This window comes from Microtetraspora glauca (assembly GCF_040656155.1).
GTDB lineage: Bacteria > Actinomycetota > Actinomycetes > Streptosporangiales > Streptosporangiaceae > Microtetraspora > Microtetraspora glauca.
Window position 1 is genome coordinate 106,062 of the sequence record NZ_JBFALK010000009.1, and the last position, 26,376, is coordinate 132,437.

Annotated in this window: 25 protein-coding genes; 16 read left to right on the forward strand and 9 right to left on the reverse strand. The window is 71.2% G+C overall.

Annotated elements, in window-relative coordinates; genetic code table 11:
• Positions 1 to 26: 26 nt before the first annotated feature.
• From AB0I59_RS18005 to AB0I59_RS18020, 4 genes are all read left to right on the forward strand, one after another.
• Positions 27 to 1,625: an ABC-F family ATP-binding cassette domain-containing protein gene (locus tag AB0I59_RS18005; RefSeq protein WP_061255602.1), complete on the forward strand. Its 1,599-nt coding sequence runs from the start codon at positions 27 to 29 to the stop codon at positions 1,623 to 1,625.
• Positions 1,626 to 1,739: 114 nt separating this feature from the next.
• A complete protein-coding gene (locus AB0I59_RS18010; RefSeq protein WP_061255603.1) occupies positions 1,740 to 1,955 on the forward strand; it encodes a helix-turn-helix domain-containing protein in 216 nt (71 codons plus the stop codon).
• Between the two features lie 139 nt (positions 1,956 to 2,094).
• On the forward strand, positions 2,095 to 2,913 hold the full coding sequence (locus AB0I59_RS18015; protein WP_061255604.1) for an enoyl-CoA hydratase/isomerase family protein: 819 nt from the start codon (positions 2,095 to 2,097) through the stop codon (positions 2,911 to 2,913).
• Positions 2,914 to 2,997: 84 nt separating this feature from the next.
• Positions 2,998 to 4,845: an ABC transporter ATP-binding protein gene (locus tag AB0I59_RS18020; RefSeq protein ID WP_358134019.1), complete on the forward strand. Its 1,848-nt coding sequence runs from the start codon at positions 2,998 to 3,000 to the stop codon at positions 4,843 to 4,845.
• Here the strand turns inward: AB0I59_RS18020 and AB0I59_RS18025 are convergent.
• The gene (locus tag AB0I59_RS18025; RefSeq protein ID WP_358134022.1) at positions 4,823 to 5,689 is read right to left on the reverse strand and encodes a sulfotransferase; all 867 of its coding nucleotides are present in this window, start codon (positions 5,687 to 5,689) and stop codon (positions 4,823 to 4,825) included. The genes AB0I59_RS18020 and AB0I59_RS18025 overlap by 23 nt on opposite strands.
• 61 nt (positions 5,690 to 5,750) lie before the next feature.
• On the opposite strand from AB0I59_RS18025, the gene AB0I59_RS18030 reads away from it, so the two are divergent.
• Entirely contained in the window at positions 5,751 to 6,674 is a 924-nt protein-coding gene (locus AB0I59_RS18030; protein WP_358134025.1) for a S66 peptidase family protein, read from the forward strand.
• A 43-nt stretch (positions 6,675 to 6,717) separates the two neighbouring features.
• On the forward strand, positions 6,718 to 7,674 hold the full coding sequence (locus tag AB0I59_RS18035) for a hypothetical protein (RefSeq protein ID WP_228640078.1): 957 nt from the start codon (positions 6,718 to 6,720) through the stop codon (positions 7,672 to 7,674).
• 52 nt (positions 7,675 to 7,726) lie between these two features.
• Here AB0I59_RS18035 and AB0I59_RS18040 read toward each other — a convergent pair whose 3' ends face one another.
• Positions 7,727 to 9,499 carry a glycoside hydrolase family 15 protein gene (locus AB0I59_RS18040; RefSeq protein WP_358134028.1) on the reverse strand — a complete coding sequence of 591 codons (1,773 nt, stop codon included), beginning with the start codon at positions 9,497 to 9,499 and terminating at the stop codon, positions 7,727 to 7,729.
• A gap of 10 nt (positions 9,500 to 9,509) precedes the next feature.
• Positions 9,510 to 10,127, reverse strand: coding sequence for a membrane protein YczE (yczE, locus tag AB0I59_RS18045; RefSeq protein WP_061255608.1), 618 nt, complete (start codon positions 10,125 to 10,127; stop codon positions 9,510 to 9,512).
• Positions 10,128 to 10,190: 63 nt separating this feature from the next.
• Here yczE and yczR point away from each other — a divergent pair, with 63 nt between their 5' ends.
• Positions 10,191 to 11,618, forward strand: a complete 1,428-nt coding sequence (gene yczR / locus AB0I59_RS18050) for a MocR-like transcription factor YczR (protein ID WP_358134031.1) — start codon at positions 10,191 to 10,193, stop codon at positions 11,616 to 11,618.
• Here yczR and AB0I59_RS18055 read toward each other — a convergent pair.
• Positions 11,602 to 12,216: a trimeric intracellular cation channel family protein gene (locus AB0I59_RS18055; RefSeq protein WP_358134034.1), complete on the reverse strand. Its 615-nt coding sequence runs from the start codon at positions 12,214 to 12,216 to the stop codon at positions 11,602 to 11,604. The two genes, yczR and AB0I59_RS18055, sit on opposite strands and share 17 nt — an antisense overlap.
• Before the next feature lie 6 nt (positions 12,217 to 12,222).
• On the reverse strand, positions 12,223 to 13,695 hold the full coding sequence (locus tag AB0I59_RS18060) for a peptide MFS transporter (protein WP_358134036.1): 1,473 nt from the start codon (positions 13,693 to 13,695) through the stop codon (positions 12,223 to 12,225).
• A gap of 186 nt (positions 13,696 to 13,881) precedes the next feature.
• Between AB0I59_RS18060 and AB0I59_RS18065 the strand changes: the two genes are divergently transcribed.
• The 3 genes from AB0I59_RS18065 (at position 13,882) to AB0I59_RS18075 (ending at position 17,740) form a co-directional block, all read left to right on the forward strand.
• A complete protein-coding gene (locus tag AB0I59_RS18065; RefSeq protein WP_061255611.1) occupies positions 13,882 to 15,714 on the forward strand; it encodes an AMP-dependent synthetase/ligase in 1,833 nt (610 codons plus the stop codon).
• 78 nt (positions 15,715 to 15,792) lie between these two features.
• Positions 15,793 to 16,635 carry a hypothetical protein gene (locus tag AB0I59_RS18070; RefSeq protein ID WP_061255612.1) on the forward strand — a complete coding sequence of 281 codons (843 nt, stop codon included), beginning with the start codon at positions 15,793 to 15,795 and terminating at the stop codon, positions 16,633 to 16,635.
• A gap of 145 nt (positions 16,636 to 16,780) precedes the next feature.
• Positions 16,781 to 17,740: a hypothetical protein gene (locus AB0I59_RS18075; RefSeq protein WP_358134039.1), complete on the forward strand. Its 960-nt coding sequence runs from the start codon at positions 16,781 to 16,783 to the stop codon at positions 17,738 to 17,740.
• 66 nt (positions 17,741 to 17,806) lie between these two features.
• On the opposite strand, the gene AB0I59_RS18080 is transcribed toward AB0I59_RS18075, so the two are convergent.
• Positions 17,807 to 18,376: an isoprenylcysteine carboxyl methyltransferase family protein gene (locus AB0I59_RS18080; protein ID WP_061255614.1), complete on the reverse strand. Its 570-nt coding sequence runs from the start codon at positions 18,374 to 18,376 to the stop codon at positions 17,807 to 17,809.
• 7 nt (positions 18,377 to 18,383) lie between these two features.
• Positions 18,384 to 19,439 (reverse strand): type III polyketide synthase, encoded by a 1,056-nt coding sequence (locus AB0I59_RS18085; RefSeq protein ID WP_061255615.1) that lies wholly within the window; start codon positions 19,437 to 19,439, stop codon positions 18,384 to 18,386.
• A 172-nt stretch (positions 19,440 to 19,611) separates the two neighbouring features.
• Between AB0I59_RS18085 and AB0I59_RS18090 the strand changes: the two genes are divergently transcribed.
• The 5 genes from AB0I59_RS18090 to AB0I59_RS18110 all read left to right on the forward strand — a co-directional run bounded on the left by AB0I59_RS18090 (position 19,612) and on the right by AB0I59_RS18110 (position 23,803).
• A complete protein-coding gene (locus tag AB0I59_RS18090; protein ID WP_358134287.1) occupies positions 19,612 to 20,460 on the forward strand; it encodes a GNAT family N-acetyltransferase in 849 nt (282 codons plus the stop codon).
• 188 nt (positions 20,461 to 20,648) lie between these two features.
• On the forward strand, positions 20,649 to 21,836 hold the full coding sequence (locus AB0I59_RS18095; RefSeq protein WP_061255768.1) for an RtcB family protein: 1,188 nt from the start codon (positions 20,649 to 20,651) through the stop codon (positions 21,834 to 21,836).
• A gap of 105 nt (positions 21,837 to 21,941) precedes the next feature.
• Positions 21,942 to 22,931 (forward strand): GTP 3',8-cyclase MoaA, encoded by a 990-nt coding sequence (gene moaA / locus AB0I59_RS18100; RefSeq protein WP_358134043.1) that lies wholly within the window; start codon positions 21,942 to 21,944, stop codon positions 22,929 to 22,931.
• 6 nt (positions 22,932 to 22,937) lie between these two features.
• Positions 22,938 to 23,549 carry a molybdenum cofactor guanylyltransferase gene (gene mobA / locus AB0I59_RS18105; RefSeq protein WP_358134046.1) on the forward strand — a complete coding sequence of 204 codons (612 nt, stop codon included), beginning with the start codon at positions 22,938 to 22,940 and terminating at the stop codon, positions 23,547 to 23,549.
• Positions 23,546 to 23,803, forward strand: coding sequence for a DUF6457 domain-containing protein (locus AB0I59_RS18110; RefSeq protein ID WP_061255618.1), 258 nt, complete (start codon positions 23,546 to 23,548; stop codon positions 23,801 to 23,803). Before mobA ends, AB0I59_RS18110 begins: the two co-directional genes overlap by 4 nt.
• Positions 23,804 to 24,284: 481 nt before the next feature.
• On the opposite strand, the gene AB0I59_RS18115 is transcribed toward AB0I59_RS18110, so the two are convergent.
• The gene (locus tag AB0I59_RS18115; protein ID WP_061255619.1) at positions 24,285 to 24,596 is read right to left on the reverse strand and encodes a DUF3099 domain-containing protein; all 312 of its coding nucleotides are present in this window, start codon (positions 24,594 to 24,596) and stop codon (positions 24,285 to 24,287) included.
• An 84-nt stretch (positions 24,597 to 24,680) separates the two neighbouring features.
• On the opposite strand from AB0I59_RS18115, the gene AB0I59_RS18120 reads away from it, so the two are divergent.
• Positions 24,681 to 24,893, forward strand: a complete 213-nt coding sequence (locus AB0I59_RS18120; RefSeq protein WP_061255620.1) for a dodecin — start codon at positions 24,681 to 24,683, stop codon at positions 24,891 to 24,893.
• A gap of 112 nt (positions 24,894 to 25,005) precedes the next feature.
• Here the strand turns inward: AB0I59_RS18120 and AB0I59_RS18125 are convergent, their stop codons facing one another.
• Complete coding sequence (locus tag AB0I59_RS18125) at positions 25,006 to 26,376, reverse strand: metallopeptidase TldD-related protein (protein WP_358134050.1); 1,371 nt, start codon at positions 26,374 to 26,376, stop codon at positions 25,006 to 25,008.

The following is a 26,376-nucleotide window of genomic DNA, read 5'->3' on the forward strand; positions in this document are numbered from 1 at the left end:
CCATCACACGGGATGTTCCCCTAATCATGATCATTGCTACTGACGTCGAGCTGCGCGCCGGGTCCCGGCTGCTCATCGAGGGCGCCTCGTTCCGGGTGAATCCCGGAGACAAGATCGGCCTCGTTGGCCGCAACGGCGCCGGCAAGACCACGCTGACCAAGGTGCTCGCGGGCGAGGGCATCCCCGCCGCCGGCTCGGTGACCGCGGCCGGCAGCGTCGGCTACCTGCCCCAGGATCCCCGCTCCGGCGACTTGAGCACCCTCGCCCGCGACCGGATCCTGTCCGCGCGCGGTCTGGACGAGGTGCTGCGCGAGCTGCGGGCCGCCGAGCTCGGCATGGCCGCCGACGACTCGCGCACCCGCGACCGCGCGGTCCGCGCGTACGGCCGGCTGGAGGACCGCCTGCACGTGCTGGGCGGCTATGCCGCGGAGTCGGAGGCGGCCTCGATCGCCTCCAGCCTCGGACTGCCCGACCGGGTGCTCACCCAGCCCCTGGAAACCCTCTCCGGAGGGCAGCGCCGCCGGGTCGAGCTGGCCCGGATCCTCTTCAGCGGAGCCGAGACTCTCCTGCTTGACGAGCCGACAAACCACCTCGATGCAGACTCGATCGGGTGGCTTCGTGATTTTTTACGATCCCACCAGGGCGGCTTGGTGATCATCAGCCATGACGTCAACCTCCTTGAAGCGACGGTAAACCGCGTTCTGCACCTCGACGCCAACCGCTGCGTGGTCGACACCTACAATGTCGGCTGGAAGGCCTACCTCGCCCAGCGCGAGACCGACGAGAAGCGCCGCAAGCGCGAGCGGGCCAACGCCGAGAAACAGGCCTCCGTGCTGCTCTCGCAGGCCGACCGGATGCGGGCCAAGGCCACCAAGGCCAAGGCCGCGCAGGACATGGAGCGCCGGGCCCGGCGCATGCTGGCCGGGGTGGAGGGCGAGCGGCGCAGCGACCGGGTCGCCAAGCTCCGCTTCCCCGAGCCCGCCCCCTGCGGCAAGACCCCGCTGACCGCCACCGGGCTGTCGAAGTCGTACGGCTCGCTGGAGGTCTTCACGGATGTGGACGCCGCCGTGGACCGGGGCTCCCGCGTGGTCATCCTGGGCCTGAACGGCGCGGGGAAGACCACTCTGCTGCGCCTGCTCGGCGGCATCGAGACGCCCGACACCGGCGAGGTCAGGCCGGGTCACGGCCTCAAGCTGGGCTACTACGCCCAGGAGCATGAGACCCTCGACCCGGACCGCACGGTCCTGGAGAATATGCGCTCCGCGGGCCCCGATCTCGCCGACGTCGACCTGCGCAAGGTGCTCGGCTCGTTCCTGTTCAGCGGGGACGACGTGGACAAGCCCGCGGGGGTCCTGTCCGGCGGGGAGAAGACGCGACTCGCCCTGGCGACGCTGGTGTTGTCGAGCGCCAACGTGCTACTTCTGGACGAGCCCACCAACAACCTCGATCCGGCCTCGCGGGACCAGGTCCTGTCGGCGCTGCGATCCTACGCCGGCGCCATCGTGCTCGTCACGCACGACGAGGGAGCCGTCGATGCACTTCAGCCGGACAGGGTGATCCTGCTGCCCGACGGAGTAGAGGACGCCTGGAGCGACGAATTTTCCGATCTTGTGGCCCTCGCCTGATCTTAATTTGAGCGGGTAGGGATCTTTTCCCGCCGAGTAGGTAGCCGATCCCGCCGAAATGACTGATCATGGCGTGAGTAACGCTGCGGAAGTCTGGCACTACAGGAGGTACTCGTGGCCGAGACTCTGAAGAAGGGCACCCGGGTGACCGGGGCCGACCGTGAAAAACTGGCCAGCGATCTCAAGAAGCGGTACGCCGCGGGTGAGAGCATCCGCGCGCTGGCCGCTTCGACCGGCCGGTCCTACGGGTTCATCCACCGCATCCTGAGCGAGTCCGGTGTGGCTCTGCGCGGGCGCGGCGGGGCGACCCGAGGGAAGTCCAAGCGCTAGAGATCCGCCTCGCAACGCGCGCGACCGCAGCCGCACGTTCCCGCATGCCGGGCGGTCCTGTCAGGAGCCATCCGAACGATATTCGGTAGGCTCGGGGCGGGACCGCGGAGACCACTCGACCGGGATGTAGGAGCTGAGGATGGCGGAAGCGACACTTGGGGGGAGCACGGAGGCGATCTCGGCGACTGAGCTCGCGGAGATCGGACTGCGCTTTGAGGTGGACGGCGAGATCGCGACCATCACCCTGGACCGGCCGGAACGGCGCAACGCCCAGACGTTCGCCACCTGGTCGGCACTGACCCGGATCGGGGACAACCTCCCGGATCAGGTACGGGTGGTCGTGGTCCGTGGTGAGGGGCCGTCCTTCTCAGCGGGCATCGACCTGCGCATGTTCACGCCCGAAGGGGTGCCGGGGCAGGGGTCGTTCGGCACGGTCGCCGGCCTCGGCGACGCGGCCTTCGAACAGGCGGTCGCGCAGGCCCAGCGCGGGTTCCTGTGGCTCCGCCGGCCCGGCATCGTCTCCATCGCCGCCGTCCAGGGCCATGCGATCGGGGCCGGGTTCCAGCTGGCGCTCTCCTGCGACCTGCGGATCGTCGCGGAAGACGTCATGTTCTGCATGAAGGAGCCGGCGCTCGGGCTGGTTCCCGATCTCACCGGCACCAAGCCGCTCGTCGACATCGTCGGCGTCCCTCGGGCCATCGAGATCTGCCTGACCGCCCGCACCGTCGGCGCGCAGGAGGCGTTCCGGCTCGGCCTGGCCGAGCTGGTGGTTCCGGGTGAGGAGCTGCCGCAGGCCGTACGCGACCTCGCGGCCGCGCTGCTCAGTACGAACAGGGACGCCGCGACGGCGACCAAGCGGCTGCTTCAGGGGGCTCCCGGCCGGACCCTGGAGGAGCAGGCCGCCGCCGAGCGCGCGGAACAGGCGGTCCGGATCCGCGCCCTGTTCGCCTCCAGCTGACGCAGGAATCGGAGGTATCCTCCCGGGTGCTTCACAAGCGGGAGGACGAACGTGGCGATGATGGGTGGGGGCTACGGCCCCCAGATGATGCGGTCTCTCCGGCGTGACAGCTCGGTGACGAAGGAGCGGCTCGCGCCGGGCACCGTCCGGCGCATCGCGGGGTACGCCCGCCCGTTCAAGGGGCAGATCGCCGGGTTCCTCGTGCTCGTCGTGCTCGGCGCGCTGATCGTGGTCGCGAACCCGCTCCTGATGAAGTCGATCATCGACGACGGCATCAGGCTCGGCCGAGTCGACATCGTGCTCTGGCTGGCCGCCGCCATCGGCGTGCTCGCGGTGCTGGACGCGGGGATCGGCCTGGTCCAGCGGTGGTTCTCCGCGCGCATCGGCGAGGGCCTGATCTACAACCTCCGCACGGAGGTGTTCGACCACGTCCAGCGCATGCCCGTGGCATTCTTCATGCGGGCGCAGACCGGCGCGCTGGTGTCCCGGCTGAACACCGACGTCATCGGCGCGCAGCGGGCCCTCACGAGCACGCTGTCGTCCGTGGTCTCCAACGTGGTCAGCCTCATCGTGGTGCTCGGCGCCATGCTCGCGCTGTCCTGGCAGATCACCTTGGTCGCTCTGGTCCTGCTGCCGATCTTCATCTTCCCCGCGAAATGGGTCGGCCGGCGGATGTCGGCGCTCACCCGCGAGCAGATGCAGCTCGACGCGGAGATGAGCTCGATGATGACCGAGCGCTTCAACGTCGCCGGCGCCATGGTCGCCAAGCTGTACGGCAGGCCCGACGACGAGGCCGTCCACTTCGCCGGGCGGGCCGGGCGGGTGCGTGACGTGGGCGTGATCGTCGCGATGTACGGCGCGGTCTTCCGGATCGCGCTCGGCCTGGTCGCGGCGCTCGCCACCGCGCTGGTCTACGGCTTCGGCGGGGTCCTGTCGGTGAACGGGGTGTTCGAGGTCGGCACGCTGGTCGCCCTCGGCGCCCTGCTGATGCGCCTGTACGGCCCGTTGACCAGCCTGTCGAACGTGCACGTGGACGTGATGACCGCGCTCGTGAGCTTCGACCGGGTCTTCGAGGTGCTGGACCTCAAGCCCATGGTCGCGGAGGCGGCGGACGCCCGGCCGATCCCCGGCGGACCGGTGACGATCGAGTTCGACGACGTGCACTTCCGCTACCCGGCGGCCTCCGAGGTGTCGCTGGCCTCGCTCGAATCGGTCGCGCGGCCCGACACCGGTCCTTCCCAGCCGGTGCTCAAGGGCGTGACGTTCACCGCGCGGCCGGGGGAGCTGGTCGCCCTGGTCGGCCATTCCGGCGCGGGCAAGACCACCCTCACGTCGCTGGTGTCCCGCCTCTACGACGTGAACGAGGGCGCCGTCCGCCTCAACGGGCACGACGTCAGGCACGCCACGATGGACAGCATCAGGGACACGGTCGGCGTCGTCATGCAGGACTCCCACCTGTTCCACGACACGATCGGCAACAACCTGCGCTACGCCCGTCCCGATGCGACCGACGACGAGATCTGGGAGGCGCTGCGCGCGGCCCAGATCGGCGACCTCGTCGGAGCGTTGCCCGAGGGGCTGGACACGGTGGTGGGCGACCGCGGATACCGGCTCTCGGGAGGCGAGAAGCAGCGCGTCGCGCTGGCCCGGCTGCTGCTCAAGGCGCCCGACGTCGTCGTGCTGGACGAGGCCACCGCCCATCTCGACTCCGAGTCCGAGGCGGCCGTGCAGAAGGCGCTCAAGATCGCGCTGGCCGGGCGGACGTCACTGGTGATCGCCCACCGGCTCTCCACGATCAGGGAGGCCGACACGATCCTGGTGATCCAGGACGGCCAGGTCGTGGAGCGCGGAGGCCACGACGAGCTGCTCGCCCGCAACGGCGCCTACGCCGAGCTGTACCGGACCCAGTTCACAGGTAGCCCAGACGCGTGAGCTCCTCGCGCGCGACCTTCTCCACCAGCGCGAGGTCGGAGGCGGACAGCCGCGTGCGCCGGGCGGCCGCCGTGCCGTACAACGCGACCGTGGAGACCGCGGTCCCGAGGAACTCGGCCACGCCTTCGACGGCCTCGCCGGGCGCGGCCAGCATGTCCTCGTAGCGGAGCGTCAGCAGCTGCTCGCGGGGAAGCTCCTGGCGGAGCGTCGCGCTGAGCCGTACGGCACCACGCCAGCGCAGCGCGCACTTGCCCGCGGCGGGCATCACCTTCCACCGGTCGCGGTGCTCGGCGGAGTTCACTCCGAGGAAGGGGTTGGGGAACTCCGCGTCCTCGGTGAGCATGTGGGGACGGAACCAGGCCATGCAGGCGGGGTCGGCCAGCATGTCGGCGACCACGTCCCGGCCGTCCCTGATGATCTGGACGAATCTGGCGTCAGGAAACGCCTGGAGCAGCACCGGCGCGCTGTAGAGCAGGTCGGGACCGGCGTCCCCGAACCTGGCCAGCGTCGCCGTCTCCGTGCACGGGCCCGTCCCGACGATGCCGCCCGCGTCCCGGCAGGCGGCGGGGCACTCGGCGCAGGCGTCCGGGCCGATCCGCCACGCCTCCGCCAGCGCGTCCCTGATCACGCTCGGCGCCCCGCCGCTGCGCGCGATGGACGGCCTGCGGGCGAACGCGTAGACGACGCGGGCCACCGCGGCGCGGCCCATCGTCACGTGGAAGCCCGGGGAACGTTTCAACGCACGGGCGAGGAGATCCGCGCCGGAGTGCGGGGCGGCGAGCACGAACGCGGGACGGCGGACCTTGACGCCGTTGACAACCAAGATGTGTGTCGGAGGTCGCATAGGTACGGCTAGTCTGACAGCCTTTGCGAGGTGAACGAACGCATCCACACCGGGGCGTGCCGTGGCTGAGCTTCCGCGCCGGTTGCGTCCCGGCGACACCGTGGCGGTCGTCGCCTCCTCGGGCCCGGTTGATCCGGCCCGGCTGGAACGCGGCGAGGACGTCCTCAAGGGGCTCGGTCTCGACGTGATCGTCGGCTCGCGGGTGCTGGGCAGGGAAGGTTTCCTCGCCGGTCCCGACTCCGCCCGCGTCGTCGATCTCCAGGCGGCGTGGTGCGATCCCGCGGTGTCCGCGGTGATCTGCGCCAGGGGCGGGTACGGCGCCACCCGGCTGCTCGAACCGCTCGACTGGGACGCGATGCGCGCGGCCGGGCCGAAGATCCTGCTCGGGTCGAGCGACATCACCGCGCTCCACCTCGCCTTCGCCAAGGAGATGGGCGTCGCGACGCTCTTCGGCCCCATGCCCGCGTGCGCGCTCCTCGGCGACCCGGAGGGCCCGGAGCCGGAGACGCTCGACCATCTGCGCGGAGCCCTGTTCGAGGGGGAGCGGGCCGCCCCCGTCCACGGTGACCGGGTCCTCCTCCCCGGCCGGGCCGAGGGCCCGCTCGGCGGCGGGAACCTGAGCCTGCTCGCCGCCCTCTGCGGCACCCCGTACGGCTTCCGCGCCGACGGGCACATCGTGCTTCTCGAGGACGTGGGCGAGCAGCCGTACCGGATCGACCGGATGCTCACCCAGCTCCTGCAGGCGGGCAGCCTCGACGGCGCGGCCGGATTCGCGCTCGGCTCCTGGGTGGGGTGCGGCGATCCCGGACAGGTGCTCGACGTGCTGACCGAGCGGCTGGCCCCGCTCGCCGTGCCGATCATCGCGGGACTCCCGATCGGCCACGGCTCACCACAGTTCAGTGTGTGGATGGAGGCGGATGGGGTTATTGATACACAATCGTGTTCTCTGACGGGTCTCTTCCGCGATCCTGAGGGGGCACCCTAAAGTCCGCCCGGAAATTTCCTGGCAGCGGCGGAGGGATGGTGCTTTGGGACTCTTGCGGCGACTGCGCGGCCGGAAGCGGCCTGACCTTCCCGCACCGAGATCCGTCGAGGACGTCGACCTCGACTCCCTGCTCGCCCTGGTCGCCGAGACCATGGGCTTCACGTGCGTGTTCGCCCCGGACGGCGGGTCACTGACGATGGGCTCCCCGCCGCTCGGTGACGGCCACGACACCCGGCCGGGCCAGGTCCGCGTGGTGAATCTGGTCGGGCTGCGGCGCGAGGCCGCCCGCCGGTCCCGCGAGGACTGGCCGATGCTCGTCTCCGAGCACCTCGCCCACGCCGTGTCCGGTGAGCCGTTCGACGCCTGCAACCTGGCCCCGATCCGGCCGCTGCTGCGCACCCGGGTGCGCGCCGCCGACGACCCCGCGATCCCCGATCCCTCCCGGATCATCGGCCGCCACCTCAGCGCCGACCTGATCGAGGTCCTCACGATCGGGGCCCGGCCGGTACGCCCGGAGGAGGCGTTCTGCTGGCCCATCCCCCCGGCCGAGGCGCTCGACGTGGCGGTGGCGAACGCCTTGGCGGACGAGCGGCCGGCGGTGTCGCGGATCGACCTCGGCGGGGTGCGCGCGGGCCTGCTGTCCGCGCCCAGCGCGGCGGCCCACCTGCGCAGCCTGGAGCGGTACGTACCGGTCCCGGACGACGGCATGCTGGTCGCCCTGCCCCACCCCGGCGTGGTGGCCCTCCACCCGGTCGACGGGATCGGCGTGGTCCGCGCGATCGAACGGCTGCGGATCTTCGCCCAGCGGGAGTACGACGAGCGGCACGACGGGCTGAGCCCCCACGTCTACTGGTGGCACATCGACGCCGGGCACGGATGGCGGCTGACCCGCATCCAGGCCGACGTGGTCGCCCAGGACGGGCAGACCCGCCTCGTCATCGCGCCGCCGCCGGAGTTCGCCCGGCTCCTGGCCCGGATCGCGAACCGGGCCCGGCCGTAGGGCGCGGCGAAAGCCCCGCGGCACGGCGGGGGCGTTCCGTGGCGTGTGAGGGTCAGACGCTGAGCGCCTGCGCGGTGTGGATCAGCGGCACGTGGCTGAACGCCTGCGGGAAGTTGCCCACCAGCCGCCCGTAGCGCGGGTCGTACTCCTCGGCGAGCAGGCCGACGTCGTTGCGCAGGGCGAGCAGCCGCTCGAACAGCTCGATCGCGTCCTTCCTGCGGCCCACCATCGCCCTGGCCTCGGCCAGCCAGAAGCTGCACGCGAGGAACGCGCCCTCGCCACCCGGCAGGCCGTCGACGGCGTTCTCGGCGGCGACGGGATAGCGCAGCACGAAACCGTCCGTCATCAGCTCGCGCTCGATCGCCTCGATCGTGGAGGGCACCCGGGGATCCTCCGGGGGCAGGAAGCCGACGATCGGGATCATCAGCAGCGACGCGTCCAGCTCGCGGGAGCCGTACGACTGGGTGAAAGTGCCGCGTTCGGCGTCGAAGCCCTTCTCGCACACCTCGGCGTGGATCCGGTCGCGCAGGGCGGCCCAGCGCTCCACCGGGCCGGTGCGGTGCAGCTCGTGGACCACCCGGACGACCCGGTCGACGGCGACCCACGCCATGATCTTGGAGTGGACGAAGTGCCGCCGGGGGCCGCGGACCTCCCACAGGCCCGCGTCGGGCAGCTGCCAGCCCGTCTCCAGGAACTCCATCATCCTGCGCACCAGGGACCAGGCGTGGTTGCTGGGCGGCAGCCCCTCGCGGCGCGAGACGTACAGGGAGTTGACGACCTCGCCGTACACGTCGAGCTGGAACTGCGTGGCCGCGCCGTTGCCGATGCGGACCGGAGCGGAGCCCTCGTAGCCGGGGAGCCAGCCGAGGGTCAGCTCGGGCAGCCGCCGCTCGCCGGCCACGCCGTACATGATCTGCATGTCCTCCGGGCGCCCGGCGATGGCCCGCAGCAGCCACTCGCGCCAGGCGCGGGCCTCCTCCAGGTATCCCGCGCCGACGAGGGCGTCGAGGGCCATCGCGGCGTCGCGCAACCAGCAGAAGCGGTAGTCCCAGTTGCGGGTCCCGCCGATGTCCTCGGGCAGCGAGGTCGTGGGCGCGGCGACGATCCCGCCGGTCGGGGAGTAGGTCAGCGCCTTCAGCGTGATCAGCGAGCGGACCACCGCCTCCCGCCAGCGGCCCTGGTAGGTGCACCCGGAGACCCACTGCTTCCAGAGCTGCTCGGTCTCCGAGAGCTGCTCGAAGGGGTCGATCCGATCGGGCGCGGCCTCGTGCGAGGGGTGCCAGGTGAACACGAACGGCAGCCGGTCCCCGGCCGAGACGTTGAAGGTGGCGACGTGCCGGTAGCCGCCGCCCTTCAGCGGGACGGGGGAGCTCAGCCACACCGAGTCCGGGCCGCCGACGGCGAGCAGGTGGCCGTCCACGCGGCGCACCCACGGCACGATCCGGCCGTAGTCGAACCGGATGCGGATCTCGGTGCTCATCTCGACGGTCCCGGACAGGCCCTCCACGATCCGCACCAGGTCGGGGTTGGACTGCCGGGGAGGCATGAAGTCGGTCACCTTCACCGAGCCCGTGGGGGTCTCCCACACGGTCTCCAGAATGAGCGTCTCGTCCCGGTAGGCCCGCCGCGTGGCCATGGACCCGCCCTCGCGCCAGGCGCTCGAGGGTGCCAGCCTCCAGGAGCCGTTGGACGCGTCCCCGAGCAGTGCGGCGAAGCAGGCGGGGGAGTCGAACCTCGGCAGGCAGAGCCAGTCGATCGAGCCGTTCCGGCCGACGAGAGCGGCCGATTGCATGTCTCCGATGAGGGCGTAGTCCTCGATCCGCATGCCGATCACGCTAATACGTGCGGGCGGGTACGGCGCGCAGAGCTTTCATGAAGAACTGGGTCGTGGGCCCGATCGTGAGGGCGAAGACGATCGTTCCGATGCCGACGGTGCCGCCGAGGAGCCAGCCCACGGCGAGCGCGGTCAGCTCCACCAGAGTCCTGGCCACGCGGATCGACAGGCCGAGGCGGTGGAGCCCGGTCATCAGGCCGTCACGTGGCCCGGCGCCGAACCCCGCGCCGATGTACAGGCCCGAGGCGGCGGCGATGCAGACGATGCCGCCGAGCAGGAAGGCCCACTTCAGGACCCAGTGGGACGGGACGGTGACCAGCGCCATGGTGGCGTCGGCGCAGGTGCCGACCACCAGGACGTTGCTGATCGTGCCGAGGCCGGGGCGCTGGCGCAACGGGATCCACAGCAGCAGCACCAGGGCGCCGACGAGGTTGATGCACAGGCCCATCGACCAGCCGGTACGGATCGCCATCCCCTGGTGGAAGACCTCCCAGGGGTCGAGACCGAGCCCGGAGTGGACCAGCAGGCCGATGCCGACACCGTATCCCGTCAGGCCGACGTACAGGCGCAGGAGCCGGGAGGCCAGGGAACCGGCGCGGGGCAGTGAGAGTTCGCTCATAGTGGTTCCCATATTTCGGGCCATTTACTTGCAAATAAAGGGCCAATCAGGAAAATTGGACTTATGGACCGTCATCTTAGTGCGCTCCAACTGGCCAGGATCATCGAGGTCCCGGCGGGTGCCCGGCCCTACTACAAGGCCCTCGCGGAGGCGGTGCGGACGCTGATCCTGGACGGTCGGCTGGCCGTACGGGTGCGGTTGCCCGCCGAACGGCACCTCGCCGAGGCGCTGCGCGTCAGCCGTACGACGGTCACCACCGCCTACGACCGGCTGAGGGAGCAGGGCTTCCTGGAGAGCCGCCAAGGGGCGGGCAGCTGGACCGCGCTGCCCGATCCGGCCGCGCTCGGCGCCGAGGGGCCCTGGATCGTCCCCGACGACGCCGGACGGCTCCCGCTGCACTGTGCCGCGCCGCCCGCGACGCCCTACCTCGGCGACGCCATCGCCGAAGCCGGCCGGGCCTACCACCGGTACGCGCTGGGCATGGGATACGACCCCGTCGGTGTCGCGCCGCTGAGGGAGGCCATCGCCCGGAGGTACGGCGAGCGCGGCCTGGCGACCCGGCCCGAGCAGATCATGGTCACCGCGGGCGCCCAGCACGCCATCCACCTCGTCATGACGCTGCTCGTCGGCCCGGGGGACCCGGTGCTGGTGGAGTCGCCGACCTTCCCGCACGCGATCGACGTCGCGCGGCTGCGCGGCGCCCGCCTGGTCCCGACCGGCATCCAGGAGGACGGCTGGCACATGGACCTGCTGACGGGCGCGATGCGGCAGTCCGCCGCCCGCCTCGCGTACGTCATCCCGGACTTCCAGAACCCCACCGGCCACCTCATGGGCGACGCGGAGCGGGCCGCGCTGGTGGCCGCCGCCCGCCGCCACGACACGACGGTGCTCGCCGACGAGACCTGGGCCGAACTGGCGCTCGACGACGTCGGGCGCCGCTCGCCGCTCGCCGCCTTCGACACCGACGGCCGGGTGATCAGCGTCGGCTCGGCGTCCAAGCTCTGGTGGGGCGGCCTGCGCGTCGGCTGGATCCGCGCCACCGCCGCGCTGGTCCGGCGGCTCGCGCTCTTCCGGGCGTCCGTGGACATCGCCGGCGCGGTCTTCGAGCAGCTGGTGGTGACGCACCTGTTCGACCGGCTGGAGGAGACCCGTGCCGACCGGTGCCGGTCGCTGCGCGCCTCGCGGGCCGCGCTCACCGAGGCGCTGCGCGAGGAGCTGCCCTCGTGGTCCTTCACGCCGCCCTCGGGAGGCGGCTCGCTGTGGATCAGGCTGGACGCGCCCGTCGCGACCCCGCTCGCCGACGCGGCGGCGGCCAGGGGCGTGCGGATCGCGCCCGGACCGTGGTTCGGCGTCGACGGGACGCTCGAACGGTACGTCAGGATCCCGTTCACCCAGCCGCCCGACGTCCTCACCGACGCGGTCCACCGCATCGCCGCCGGCACCGGATCGTACGGCTACCGCCCGGGGGAGCCGCTCACCCCGACCCTCTGATGCCCCTGGCGAGGGGCGCCCGCCAGCCGAAGCGCATGGCGAGAATGCGGAACGTGAAGGCGAGCAGGGCCGAGAACAGGGTGGCGGCGAACCCGCGCACGCCCGCCGTGTACAGGATGGCCATCGCCGTGGAGCCGAGCATCGCCGGGACGGCGTAGAGCTGGCGGTCGTAGAGCAGGGTCGGCATCTCGCCGGACAGGACGTCGCGGATGACGCCTCCGCCCACGGCGGTGCAGACGCCGAGGAGCACGGCGTGCAGCGGGGCCAGGCCGGCGTGCAGCGCCTTGGTGGTCCCGACCGCGCAGAACAGGCCGAGCCCCGCCGCGTCGAAGACCAGCACCCCGGGCATGGCCCGCTCGACCTGGGGATGCCAGAGGAAGGCGATCGCGGTGGCCGCGATCGGCACCAGCAGATATCCGGCGTCGCGGAAGGCGGCCGGCTGAACGCCGATGAAAAGGTCGCGCATGATGCCGCCGCCGACGGCGGTGAAGAACGCGAGCACCACCATGCCGACGACGTCCAGCCGCTTGCGCACGCCTTCCAGCGCGCCGGACAGGGCGAAGACGAAGATCCCGGCGAGGTCGAGGACGGGGGTCACGGCTCATCAGTCTCGCATAAGGCGCGCGAGCCGCTTCGAGAAGACCAGCATCGCGACGCCCGCCACCACGGCGACGAGGGCCAGGCTCAGGTAGTACATCGGCATCGGGATCACGGAGGTCAGCCGGTACGCCTGGCCGCCGATCGAGTCGCCCAGGGCGACGGCGAGGAACCAGACACCCATCATCTGGTTCACGAACGCGTGCGGGGCGAGCTTGTTGGTCACCGACAGGCCGACCGGGCTGATGAACAGCTCGCCGATCGTCTGGACGAGGTACACCGAGATCAGCCACATGATCGACACCTTGGCCGTGCCGGACGCGGCCACCGCGGCCGCGGCCATCACCACGAAGCTCAGCCCGATCACGACGAGCGCGACCGCGAACTTGAGCGGTGTGCCGATCCGGTCGCCCGCTTTGATCCAGATCTCCGCGAACACCGGCGCCAGGATGATGATCGCGACGGAGTTGACGTTGGACACCCAGCCGGGCGGCACGTCGAAGCCGAGGATGTTCAGATCGGTGCGCTCCTGGGCGAAGAGCGTGAGCGCCCCTCCGGCCTGGTCGTAGATCATCCAGAAGATCGCGGCGGCGGCGAACAGCCACACATACGCGGTCAGCCGGGTCCGCTCCTCCGGGGTGATCTCGTGCGTACCGGTGAACAGGAAGGCGAAGTAGGCCGCGGGGACGACGGCGGACAGCACCGTCAGCACGATGGTGAAGCGATCGAGGGTGAGCGTCCCGCTGGCCGCCCACAGGGCCATCGCGGTCGCCGCCGCCACGGCCGTGGGCAGGGCGATCCGCGTGAAGCGGGCCCGCTCCTCGGGCGTCAAGCGGTGCTCGGGGTGCTCGCCCGCGCCCTTCAGGTGCCGCCGGCCCAGCACGTACTGCAGGAGCCCGAAGGCCATGCCCACCGCCGCCGCGCCGAACGCCAGGTGCCAGCGGTCGCCCCGCTGCAGCCACGGCACGACCTGGATCCCGGCGAACGCGCCCACGTTAACGCCCATGTAGAACACCGAGTAACCGGAGTCGCGGCGGGCGTCGTCCTCATGGCGGTAGAGGTCGCCGACGATGGCCGAGATGTTCGGCTTCATCAGGCCGCTGCCCAGCGCGATCAGGGTGAGGCCCAGCCACACGAACCCGCCTCCCGCGGGCACGGCCATGCTCGTGTGCCCCGCCATGATGACGGCCCCGCCGTACAGCACGGCCCTGCGCGGGCCGAGGATCCGGTCGGAGATCCACCCACCCGCGAGGGCGAGCAGGTAGACCGAGGCGATGTAGACGCCGTAGACGCCGACCGCGGTGACGTTGGGCAGGCCCATCCCCCCGCGCACCGGGGGAGCGGTGAGGAACAGCACCAGGATGGCCCGCATGCCGTAGTAGCTGAACCGCTCCCACATCTCGGTGCCGAACAGCGTGGCCAGGCCGCGTGGATGCCCGAAGAACGTCCGCTCGCGTACTACCCGCGTCTCCGATTCCATGTCCTGTCCCCGCACCGTCCCCGATCACGGCGGGAAGCCGACACATCGCCGCGCGTATACGGATGAGTGCCCCCTCGCCGGTACGGCAAGCGCCGAGGGACCCGTTGCCGACTGGGTCTTGTCCGGCTTGATCGGATGTGGTGCGATGCAGGCCACTCGTCCAAGACTCCACGCACTGGAGGCGCGATGCCCGGGGTCCTTGAGGAGCGCGCCGCGATCGAGAACGAGATCGCGGGCCTGACGATCTGTGAGCAGCTCAGGCGGACGGCCGCCGATCATCCTGACGCACCCGCCTACTCCGATCCCCTGGACGGCGGCTGGACCACCCTCACGTACGCGGAGGCGCGGCGGAGGGTCCTGGAGATCGCGGCCGGGTACGCCGCCCTGGGCGTCGGTCCGGGCGACGCGGTCGCCCTGATGATGGTCAACCGGAGTGAGCACGTCCTCGCCGACCTGGGAGCGGTCCACGCGGGTGCCGTCCCCTGCTCGGTCTACAGCACCTTCACGCCCGAACAGGTGGCGTTCATCGCGGACGATGTCGCGGCCAAGGTGGTCGTCCTCGGCGGCCCCGCCGATCTGGCCCGCTGGGAGCCGGTCCTCTCGGAGCTGCCCCGGGTGGAGAAGGTCATCGTGCTCGACGGGGCGCCGGCCGGTGACCGCTTCCTGAGCTGGGAGGACTTCCTGGCACTCGGGGCCGAGCGGCTGGCCGCCGATCCCGAGGCGATCGAGTCCCGCTGGCGTGCGGTCGGCCCCGGCGACGTGGCGACCGTCCTCTACACGTCCGGCACCACCGGGAACCCGAAGGGCGTGCCGCTCACCCACACCAACGTGGTCTACGAGGCCGCTGCCACCGACAAGATGACGAAGCTGCCCACCCTGGGCACGCAGATCTCCTACCTCACCTACGCCCACATCGCCGAGCGCGTGCTCAGCCTCTACCTGCCGGTCTTCAAGGTCTCCCACGTCTACTTCTGCACCGACCTGGCGCACCTGGGCGGGGTCCTCGCCCAGGTCAAACCGATGATGTTCTTCGGCGTGCCCCGGGTCTGGGAGAAGATGGCGGCCCGGCTCCAGGCGCTGCTCGCCACCCAGCCGCAGGAGCAGCAGGACAACGTCCGCGCGGCCATGGCCGCCGGGCTCGCCTATGTCGAGGCCGGCCAGTACGGCGCGACCGCCACGCCAGAGGTCCAGGCCGCCTACGACCGGGCGGACGCCGCGCTGCTCTCCGCCATCCGGGCCATGATCGGCTTCGACCGGGCGGAGTGGCTCGCCACCGCCGCCGCTCCCATGCCGATCGAGGTGCAGCGCTTCTTCGCCGGCCTCGGCATGAAGGTCGTGGACGTGTACGGCATGACCGAGACGACCGGCGCGTTCACGGCCAACAGCCCGGCCGTGTACAAGCTGGGCACGGTCGGCCGGGCGGAGCCGGGCGTCGAGGTGCGGATCGCCGAGGACGGCGAGATCCTCACGCGTAGCCCGCTCAACACCAGCGGCTACCTCAACCGCCCGGACGCCGGTGCCGACCTCTTCGACGCGGACGGCTGGCTGCGCACGGGCGACGTCGGATCGATCGACGAGGACGGCTTCATCCGGATCGTCGACCGCAAGAAGGAGCTCATCATCACCGCGGGCGGCGAGAACATCTCACCGGCCAACATCGAGAACGCGCTCAAGGAGCATCCGCTGGTCGGGCAGGCCCTCGCCTACGGCGACCGCCGGCCGTACCCCGTGGCGATCCTGACCCTCGACGGCGAGATCGCCCCGGGATGGGCGCGGGCGCAGGGCATCGCGTTCGCCGACCTCGCCGAGTTGGCCGAGCACCCGGACGTGCTGAAGGCGGTCGAGGCCGCGGTGGAGGCGGCGAACGCCAAGCTCGCCCGGGTTCAGCAGGTGAAGAGGTGGCGGTTGCTCCCGGTCGAGTGGACGCCGGAGACCGAGGAGCTCACCCCCAGCCTCAAGCTCAAGCGGCGCGTCATCCACGCCAGGTACGCCGGGATGATCGACGCGATGTACGACTGAGGCCGGGCCGACGTTTTGCCATCCGGGGTGGTTATCCACCCCGGGGGCATTACCCGGGGCTGCCTACGGTCTTCGGCCATGAGCAGACGTCTAATCGCCAGGGCGGTCGTCACGGCCGCCGTTCCGCTTGCCACTCTCGGGGCCGCGGCGCAGACACCGGCGTCGGCCGACGACGAGCTGGCCATCCGATCCGTCACCGTCCAGCCGGGCGACCCGGTCGTCGGCCCCTCCGGGTCCGTGAAGCTGGTGATCGATGTTGTCGCCCGCGGAGCGCGGGGCGACAACGGGGTCACCGTCAAGGTCGAGCCGGGCCCGCCGCCCGCCGCCTCCACCGGGCAGCCGGGTGGCGCCATGCAGGCCGTCACCCCGGTCAAGCCGGCCACCTCCTCGACGCCGCGCCCGCCGTTCATCAACGGGAGCAGCGGCGCCGTCTCGGTCTCGGGGACGCAGTCCACCCAGGGTGGCCAGGGCGCCGACCGCTTCACCGGCTGGGAGAAGTGGCGGTTCCAGCCGGAGACCGGCCTGTCCCGCTGGTATCCGAGTGGCCAGTGGACCGTGGTCGCGACCGCGAAGGGCGCGAACGGCGCCACGGTGAACAGCTACACGACCTTCTACCTCCGGCGCGCGACGCGGCTGGAAGGGGTCAGGGTGAACCGCGACGCGAACGGCACGCAGGTCACCGGAACCCTGCTCCGGGTCGATCCGAGCGGCCAGGTCGACTACCGGCCCTTCGCCGGCCGGGAGGTCGTGCTCCGCTTCCGCCCGCAGGGGGCGGCCGAGTGGAAGGACATGGGGACCTCCGTCACGAACAAGGACGGCTGGTTCGCGAGCCAGGAGCGGGCGAAGAACACGGGCACCTGGCGGGTCGAGTTCGCGGGAACGGCACGGTACGGATCGGACACCAGTGACGTAACGGGCTGATATCACAGCTACCTGAGGGCAGGTTGCGAATTTGTGATGTTTTGCCTGTCAATCTCGGGCAACTTTTCTCATCCTTTGCGCGTCTTTGACGTAGGCGCGCCCCAATGCCGGGGCGCGTTCGCAACGGGGAGAGGAAATAACCCTCATGGTGAAACGCATCACCGCCGCAATGGTGGCGGCCGCCATGAGCGCCACGGCGCTCGCGGCGGCCACTCCGGCCTTCGCGGACGTCCCGGACGCCTCCAGCAGCACGAGCCCGGAGGTCTCCCAGACGCCCGAGGCCTCCTCCTACCGGGCGGACTCCCGGATCCTGTCGGTCGACGTCACCCCCGGCACGGTCGTCGTCAGACGGCACGGCTCGGTCCGCGTGACGGCCACGGTCCGGACGAAGGACGTCAAGGACGTCAAGATCGAGGTCCTGGAGCCCCGCGGTGGCGGGCACGGTGGTCACGGTGGCGGTCACGGTGGCGGTCACGGTCACTGGTCGGCCAGGAAGGACGACAACCCGGCCGACCGGCACGGGCCCAAGTGGGACACGAAGACCGAGTCCTGGGACTTCGACTGGAGCCACAAGACGGGCGCCTGGACGGTGCACGTCGAGGCTCTCGGCTACGACGGCCAGGTCAGGGTCGCCGACCGGACCTTCTATGTGAAGCGCGACGACTGGCGCAGGCCGCCGGCGCCTCGCGGGCCCAAGGCCACCCGGATCAGCGGCTTCGACGCCACGCCCGAACCGGTGAGGAAGGGCCGCAAGCTCAACCTCCAGGGCAAGCTCGAGGTCGCGCAGTGCTACAGCGACTGGTACTACGACTGGGACGAGTACGACAGCCGCTGGGGCCGTGGCGACTGCTACGAGAGCCGGGGCTACTGGCACAACTGGCACTGGCTCGGCACCCAGGACGTCGGGATCTACTTCCTGCCCGCGGGCTCGCGCAAGTGGAGGTACGTCGAGACCGTCGAGACCGACGGCTCCGGCCGCTTCTCCACCCAGGTCCGGGCCTTCCAGTCCGGCACCTGGGGCGTGCGCTTCGACGGCAACGGCCGTCTGAAGGGCTCGGAGGCGTCCGACTACGTGAAGGTCGTCGGCGGCTGGCACCACCACTAGGACGTGCCTCGCGGATCCAGCCGTGACGATTCACGGCGGGCACCGGATCCGAGGGCACGACCCGCGCTACATCGCTGATCGGTTCGCCCGGTTCCCTCGTGGAGCCGGGCGTTCCGCGTTTCCCGCCGCTCCGGCGAGCGCGGCCTCCTCGCATCTGATCCGTACGACCATGAGGACCGCGTTGAGCACGGTGAACCCGGCCGCGGTCAGCCACGCCGTATGCACCAGCGGCAGCGCCACCCCCTCCACGGCCACGGCCACGTAGTTGGGATGGCGCAGCCAGGAGAGCCGGTACGGCCCGCGGCGTACCGGCGGTATTCCCGGCACCACGATCACCCGTGTGTTCCAGCGCGGGCCGAGCGAGACGACGCACCACCAGCGCAGTCCCTGGGCGGCCAGGACCAGGGCGAGCATGGGCCAGCCGAGTGCCGGGACGAACGGCCGCCCGGCCAGCCGTACCTCGACCAGGCAGGAGACGAGCAGCCCGGTGTGCAGCGCGACCAGCCACGGGTAGTGAGCCCGCCCGCTGACCACGCCGCCGCGGGCCAGGCTCCACCGGGCGTTGCGCCGGGCCACGACCAGTTCGGCGACGCGTTCCGCCGCCACCCCGAGGACGAGCAGGGCGTACCAGGGCACGGCGCCGCTACCAGCGCAGCAGTACGAGCTCGGAGCAGAAGCCGGGGCCCATCGCGAGGAGGACGCCCGGAGTGCCCGGGGGAGGCGGGTGCGGCGACGCCAGCGTGTCCCGCAGCACGAACAGCACGGACGCGGAGGAGAGGTTCCCGGCCTCGGCCAGGGAGCGCCATGTCAGGTCCAGCGCGCCGTCAGGCAGGTCGAGGGCCTCGGCCACGGCCTCCAGCACCTTTGGGCCGCCCGGGTGGCAGACCCACGCGCTCACGTCACCCGTCGTCAGCTCCTGGTCGGACAGGAACCCGCGCATGTCGTCGGCCAGATGGGCGCGCACCAGCGCCGGGATGCTCACGTCGAGCACCACCTGGAAGCCGGTGTCGCGGACGTCCCAGCCCATCACCCGCTCGGAGTCGCGATACAGGCGGCTGCGGGTGGCGACCACGGCCGGGCCGGACGCGCGCCGCTCGTCGCCGCACGCCACCACGGCGGCGGCGCCGTCCCCGAACAGGCCGCTCGCCACCAGGTTCGCGATCGAGGAGTCGCCGCGTTGCAGGGTGAGGGAGCAGAGCTCCACCGAGAGCAGCACGGCCACCTCGCCGGGCGCGCCGCGCAGGTAGTCGTGCAGGCGCGCGATCCCCGCGGCCCCGGCGACGCATCCGAGGCCGAAGACCGGGACACGCTTGACGTCGGGGCGCAGGCCGAGCCGTCCGGCCATCCTGGCGTCGATCGAGGGCGCGGCGACGCCGGTCGTCGAGGCGACGATGATCATGTCCACGTCGGACGCGGCCAGCCCGGCCGTGTCGAGCGCCCCGCCCACCGCCTCGACGCCCAGATCCACCGCGGCGTCGACGTAGATCTCGTTCGCCATGCCGAAGCCGTCGAGCTTGCCGTAGTCCTCGATCGGCAACACCAGATGGCGATGCCCGACCCTGGTGCTCGTGTGCAGCCGGTCGAGGAATTCCCGGCCGGACTCCGGGATCAGCCACAGGTCCGCCAGCCGGTCCGTGATCTCCTCCTGGGCGTACCGGTTCGGGGGGAGGACGCACTGGACGGCGGCGATTCGCGTCATGGAAGCCTCCCTGCAGGGAAATGCTCTCTGTTTCCTAAATGCCCGATTCTTGGGTCGGCATGCCTGGGCCACCCGGGGGAGGACGCCGTGAGATGCGCGAACGGCCCGATGCGGGGGCATCGCACAGCCCGGAGCACGGTGGATGTTGTGGCACAGTATGGCCGTGACGGACATGTACATAAGGGACGCAACGGTCGCTGATCTGGACGCCATCGCGGCGGTGGCCGTCGCGACCGGCCAGGGCGAGGAATGGACGGGAGCCGACCCGGCCTACATCGGTCACCTGCTCGTCCACGGCCGGGTGGTGGTCGCCGAGCAGCGCGGGACGGTGACGGGATTCGGCGCGACCCGCCGGATCGGCGAGGGGCCGGAGGCGGTGACGATGCTCTGCGACCTGTTCGTCGATCCGGGATCCCACGGCCTCGGCGCGGGCCACGCCATGCTCTCCGCCCTGTGGCAGGACACCCCCCGGCGGATGACCTTCAGCAGTCTGCACGCGCACGCGCTGCCGCTGTACACGAGGTCCGGCCTGGACGCCTGGTGGCCGCTCCTCTACCTGGCCGGGGACGTACGGGCGCTGAGCACCCCGGCCCGCTGGACGGTCTCGGAGGCGACCTCCGGCGAGGTCGCCGAGTTGGAGCGGCGGTGGACCGGGACCGACCGCGCCGCCGACCACGCGGCCTGGGCCGCCCGTCCGGGAGGGCTCGCGGTCCTCGCGGTCCGTGACGGCGTGGCGGTGGCGGCGGCCACCGTGGCCGGGGCAGGGCCGGAGTACGGCATCGTGCACCTGGCCGTGGAACCCGGATCGGTCCCCCACGTGGCCCGGGACGCGGTCGTCGCCGTGCTGGCCTCCCTGGAGCCGCCCGACGGCCGGGCCCGGGTCTGCCTGCCCGCCCCGCACGCCGCCACGCGGCCCCTGCTCTCCGCCGGGTGGCGCAGCGACGCCATGGACATGTTCATGGCGACCGATCCCGGCCTGCTCGACCCGCGCAGGTCCGTCCCCTCTCCCGCGCTGGCCTGAGCGCCGTCCAGGGGCCCGCCACTCCCTCGCCGGCCCGCCTGTTCACAAACGCCGGATCCCCGCGGCCCGAGACCTCGGGGCGCCGCCCGCGGTAATTCTGTTGCCGATCAAGGGGGATTCTGGCGTTATAGGGCATGTCGTTCATGGCGGGGCACCGCCGTGAGGTCCGTACGAGAGGGGAGGCGACGATGACGTACCGCGAGGTGACCGGGGCTCGGGCGCCGATCAGGATGTGGGCGAACCCGGACGAGGTCGAGGAACAGGCGATGCGGCAGCTCCGCAACGTCGCCGACCTGCCCTGGACCCACGGCGTCGCGGTGATGCCGGACGTCCACTACGGCCTGGGCGCGACGGTCGGCTCCGTGATCGCGATGCGGGACGCGGTGTCCCCGGCGGCGGTCGGAGTGGACATCGGCTGCGGGATGAGCGCGGTGAAGACGTCGCTCAAGGTCGAGGAGCTGCCCGACAACCTTCACTACCTCCGCTCGCGGCTGGAGCAGGCGGTGCCGGTCGGGTTCGGCAAGCACAAGACGCCCGTCGACCCGTCGAAGGTGTACGGCCTGCCCCAGGAGGGCTGGAAGGAGTTCTGGCAGGACTTCGAGTGGCTGGCGGAGCCCGTACGCGGCCTCAGGGCGCGGGCCGAGGTCCAGATGGGCACGCTGGGCTCGGGGAACCACTTCCTCGAGGTCTGCGCCGACGACGACGGCGCCGTCTGGGTGGTGCTGCACTCGGGCTCGCGGAACATCGGCAAGGAGCTGGCCGAGTTCCACATCGAGCAGGCGCGCCGGCTCCCGCACAACAAGGGGCTGCCGGATCGGGATCTCGCGGTGTTCATCCACGGCTCCCCGAAGATGGACGCGTACCGCAGCGACCTGTTCTGGGCGCAGGACTACGCGCGGCGCAACCGGGCGGTCATGCTGGCCCTGGTCTGCAACGTGCTGCGCAAGCACTTCAAGGAGATCAGGTTCGACGAGCCGATCTCCTGCCACCACAACTACGTGGCCGACGAGACGTACGACGGCGTCCGGCTGCTGGTGACCAGGAAGGGCGCGATCCGGGCGGGCAGGGGCGACCTCGGGATCATCCCGGGGTCGATGGCCACCGGCACCTACATCGTGCGCGGCCTGGGCAACAGCAGGGCGTTCAACTCGGCGTCGCACGGCGCGGGACGGAAGATGAGCCGGACCCGGGCCAGGAAGACCTTCACCCTGGACGATCTGGCCGGCCAGACCAGCGGGGTCGAGTGCCGCAAGGACGCCGGGGTACTCGACGAGATCCCGGGGGCGTACAAGGACATCGAGTCGGTCATGGCCGCCCAGTCCGACCTCGTCGAGGTGGTCGCCCACCTGCGTCAGGTGATCTGCGTCAAGGGATGAACGGATCGTGATGGTTCTAGGGGAATCATCACGGTCCTTCCGCCGTTCCCGGAGGAAAGGCGACAGGTCGTAGGCTGGTGTCTTCTGACGCCCTGGAGGTCCCCCTTGCTGGTTGACTCATTCGGCCGGGTCGCGACGGACCTGCGCGTCTCGCTGACAGACCGGTGCAACCTGCGGTGCACGTACTGCATGCCGCCGGAGGGGCTCGACTGGCTGCCCAAACCCGATCTGCTCACCGCCGAGGAGATCACCCGCCTCGTCGCCATCGGCGTGGAACGGCTGGGCGTCACGGAGGTGCGCTACACCGGCGGCGAGCCCCTGCTCCGGCGGGAGCTGGTCGAGATCGTCGCGGCGACCACCCGGCTCGACCCGCGCCCCCAGGTGTCGCTGACCACCAACGGCATCGGCCTCGCCCGGCTCGCCGCGCCGCTCGCGGAGGCCGGGCTCGACCGCGTCAACGTCTCGCTCGACACCCTGGACCGTGACGTGTTCGTCCGGCTCGCGCACCGTGACCGGCTACGGGACGTCGTGGACGGCCTGGCGGCGGCCGAGCGGGCCGGGCTCACCCCCGTCAAGATCAACACTGTGCTGATGCGGGGGATCAACGAGCACGAGGCCGTGCCGCTGCTGCGGTTCAGCCTGGACCACGGCTACGAGCTGCGCTTCATCGAGCAGATGCCCCTCGACGCGCAGCACGGCTGGCGCCGCGAGGACATGGTCACCGCCGACGAGATCCTCGGCCTGCTCAAGGACTCCTTCGACCTCTCCGAGGACGACCCGAGCGGCCGGGGCAGCGCGCCCGCCGAGCTCTTCCTGGTGAACGGCGGCCCGGCGCGGGTGGGCGTGATCGGCTCGGTCACCCGGCCGTTCTGCGGGGCGTGTGACCGGGTCCGGCTCACCGCCGACGGCCAGATCCGCAACTGCCTGTTCGCGACCGAGGAGTCCGATCTCCGTACGGCGCTGCGGTCTGGCGCCTCCGACGAGGACCTCGCGTCCCGGTGGATCGCGGCCGTGCGCGGGAAGAAGGCCGGCCACGGCATCGACGACCCGTCCTTCCTCCAGCCGTCCCGCCCCATGTCGGCCATCGGAGGCTAGACCGCCGTGCGGGACGACGCGGTGCCGTACGACGCGGTGATCCTGGCCGGAGGGCGCGCGGAGCGCCTGGGCGGCCTGGACAAGCCGGGAGAGCCGGTCGGCGGGCGGCCCCTGATCGAGCGGGTGGCGGCGGCGGTGCCCGGCGCGCGGACCCTCGTCGTGGTCGGCCCTCCGAGGCCGGGACGTGGGCTGGAACGTGCCGTCCACGTCAGAGAGGACCCGCCCGGATCCGGGCCGATCCCGGCGCTGCGCGCGGGTCTCGCCCTCGTCACCGAGGACGAGGTCGCGTTGCTCGCCGCCGACCTGCCGTTCCTGGACGCGGGGCACGTGACGGCGCTCTTCGCCGCCGCGCGCGCCGCCGGGGCCCCCGGTGCGGTGCTCGTGGACGATGAGGGCAGGGAGCAGTGGCTGACCGGCGTGTGGCGGTCGGGGCCGCTCCGTGCGGCGCTCGAAAGCTACACCGGCCGGTCCCTGCGCGGGCTCCTCGGCCCCCTGGGGCCGGCGGCGATCCGCCTCGCGTCCCGCGCGGACGGGTGCGACCCGTGGTTCGACTGCGACACCATGGATGATCTCGACCGGGCGCGCCGGAGTCGAGTGACGAGCGAGGAGACCGCATGAACGTGCTGGAGCAGTGGACCGCCCTGGTGTGCCGGGAGCTGGGCATCGACCCTGAGCGGGTGGACAGGAACGCCGTGCTGGACCTGACCCGCGATGTGGCGCACGGTGTGGCCCGGCCCGCCGCGCCGCTCACCGCCTACCTGCTCGGGCTCGCCCAGGGAGCCGGTACGGCCCCGCAGGACGCGCTGGAACGCCTGTCGATGATGGCCCGGAACTGGGAGCAGGCCACGACCGAAACCATGAAGGACGCCTAAGGAGGGTCTGACAAATACGGCCCGTGCGTGGCAGGGCTTGATTTGTCAGACATGACCTCAGGAGGCGGCGGCGAGGCTCACCCGGTGAGGCTGTTCTCCGAACCTCGGCCGGGTTGCCTCCGGGGCGGGCCTCATGGCGCGTCGGTGGGCCGAGGCCGTGGGGTTTCGTTCGCGCGGGGGCTCTGGCGGGGGATCTGATCGGGAGGCTCGCGTCGCCGGACGGGGAAATGATCGGCGCATATATCGCGATATGCCGCGCAAACGACGTTCGGACGTCGCACGGGAATATGTTCGAATTAAATCGATAAAACAAGTAAAAAATAGAAGGGCGACGCCGGGTGGTTACGGGGGCAAACCACCCGGCGCCGCTTCATCGGCGTTCCGACGGGGGCCCGGAACGCCGGCACCAGCGCTCCGACGGGGGACCAGAGCGCTTGGCTAAACTGTACACCTACAACCCATGGGATGCGTCAAGACTTTGTCACGACCCGATCTCGCGTCGATGCCGTGGTATCTCGTTTTGGTTAGCTTCGGTGGTTTCCATGGGCGACGGCTGACCTTTACCTCGCTCATTGGCCCCGATCACGGCAACGTACGGCAAAACGACGGCCCCGGCGACGAGGAGCGCGCGTACCGGCCACGGCGCGGGCACGGCCACGGCGAGGACGAGGCACACGAGGCGGATCGCCATCTTGATCACGTAGCTGATCTCGCGCCGCCGGATGTCCTCGGACAGGGCGGGCCTGGCGTCCGTAACCTGATGAACCGTCCGGTTCCGGCCCCAAAGCTTCACAAACTCCACGGTAGACCCCGCATGGTGGGGGCGCGAATGCGCCGCAGCGATACGAGCATGAGTCCGAGCGAGAGGGAGGACGTCATGTCGGATCGAACCTATCGGGTGACCGAAATAGTCGGCACTTCGGGGGAGAGCGTCGACCAGGCCATCCGCAACGGCATCCGTCGGGCCGCGGAAACCCTTCGGCATCTCGACTGGTTCGAGGTGATCGAGGTCCGCGGCCACATCGAGGACGGCGAGGTGGCCCACATCCAGGTCGGCCTGAAGGTCGGATTCCGCCTGGAAGACGCCTGAGCCCGCCCCGGGGACGGGGCCGCCGCGATGGACGGCCCGCATCGCCGGGCGGGCGTGGCGCAGGCCTGAGGAACACGCCCGAGGGCCGGGCGGGTGGGAACAGGGGGAGGAGTCAGTTCGCCTGGCTGACCGTGGACATGTTGAAGTCGGGCACCCGGACCGTCGGCATGACCGCACGGGTGAAGTAGTCGTTCCACTCGCGCGGCAGGGTCTGCTCACTGCGCCCGACCTCGGTGAGCCGGCCCAGCAGATCGACCGGCGACTCGTTGAACCTGAAGTTGTTGACCTCCCCGACGACCTCGCCGTTCTCCACGAGGTAGACGCCGTCCCTGGTGAGGCCCGTGAGCAACAGGGACTGCGGGTCCACCTCGCGGATGTACCACAGGCAGGTGAGCAGCAGGCCGCGCTCGGTGCCGGCGATCATCTCCTCCAGGGAGCGCCCGCCGTCAGGGCCGGTCATGATCAGGTTGTCGATCTGCGGGGTGACCGCCAGCCCGGTCACCCCGGCGGAGTGCCGGGTCTGCACCAGGTTGGCCAGCGTTCCGCCGGAGATCCAGTCGGTGGCGCCGAGGCCCAGGCCGTTGTCGAAGACCGACTGATCGCGGCTGGAGGCGTGCGCGACGACGAACGGCGCGCACTCGATGCCCGGGTGGGCCGGGTCGCTGTACAGCCGCACGGGGACGTCGGAGAGGCGCTCGCCGACGCGCGTGCCGCCCCCCGGCTTGGAGAACACCGTACGGCCGTCGGCGGCGTCCCTCGCGCCCGCCGACCAGTAGAGGTAGATCATCAGGTCGGAGACCGCGGTCGGCGGCAGGATCGTCTCGTACCGTCCGGCAGGGAGGTCGACACGGCGCTTGGCCCAGTCGAGCCGCCGCGCGAGCGTCGCGTCGAGCGCGGCCACGTCCACGTCCGTGAAGTCGCGGGTCGCCACGCCCGTCCACGCCGACCGGGACATGTCGGGCGACTTCGCGTTGAGCTCAAGCCGCCCGGTCGGCTGGTCGTGGCGGGCCCGGAGGCCGGACGACGTCCCGACGAAGGTGGAGGTCAGGATGTGCTCGGCGAAGCCGTACAACCTCCGGCCCGAGGACTCGGCCGCCGCGAACGACTCGCCCAGCGCGGGCGCGAAGTCGCGGAAGACCTCGATGGTGGTCGGATCGACGCCCCGGTCCCAGTCGCCGTACGAGCCGCCGCCAGCGAGCGGCCGGGCGTCCTCGGACGGCTGGGCGTCCCTGGCCGCGCGGTCGGCGGCCGCCACCACGTCGGCGAGTTGGTCCGGGCGCACCGCGGCGCGGGACACCACGCCCGCGCTCTGTCCCACGATCGAGATCACGGTCAGCTGCGAGGACCGCGCCACCCCGTTGGTGGTGAGCGTGTTGCCCGCGAAACGCAGGTTGGCCGTGGACCCCTCGTCCACGATCACGACGCAGTCGTCCGCCTGGCTGAGCGCGAGAGCCCGCTCGACCGTCTCCTGGGGAGTGCTCAT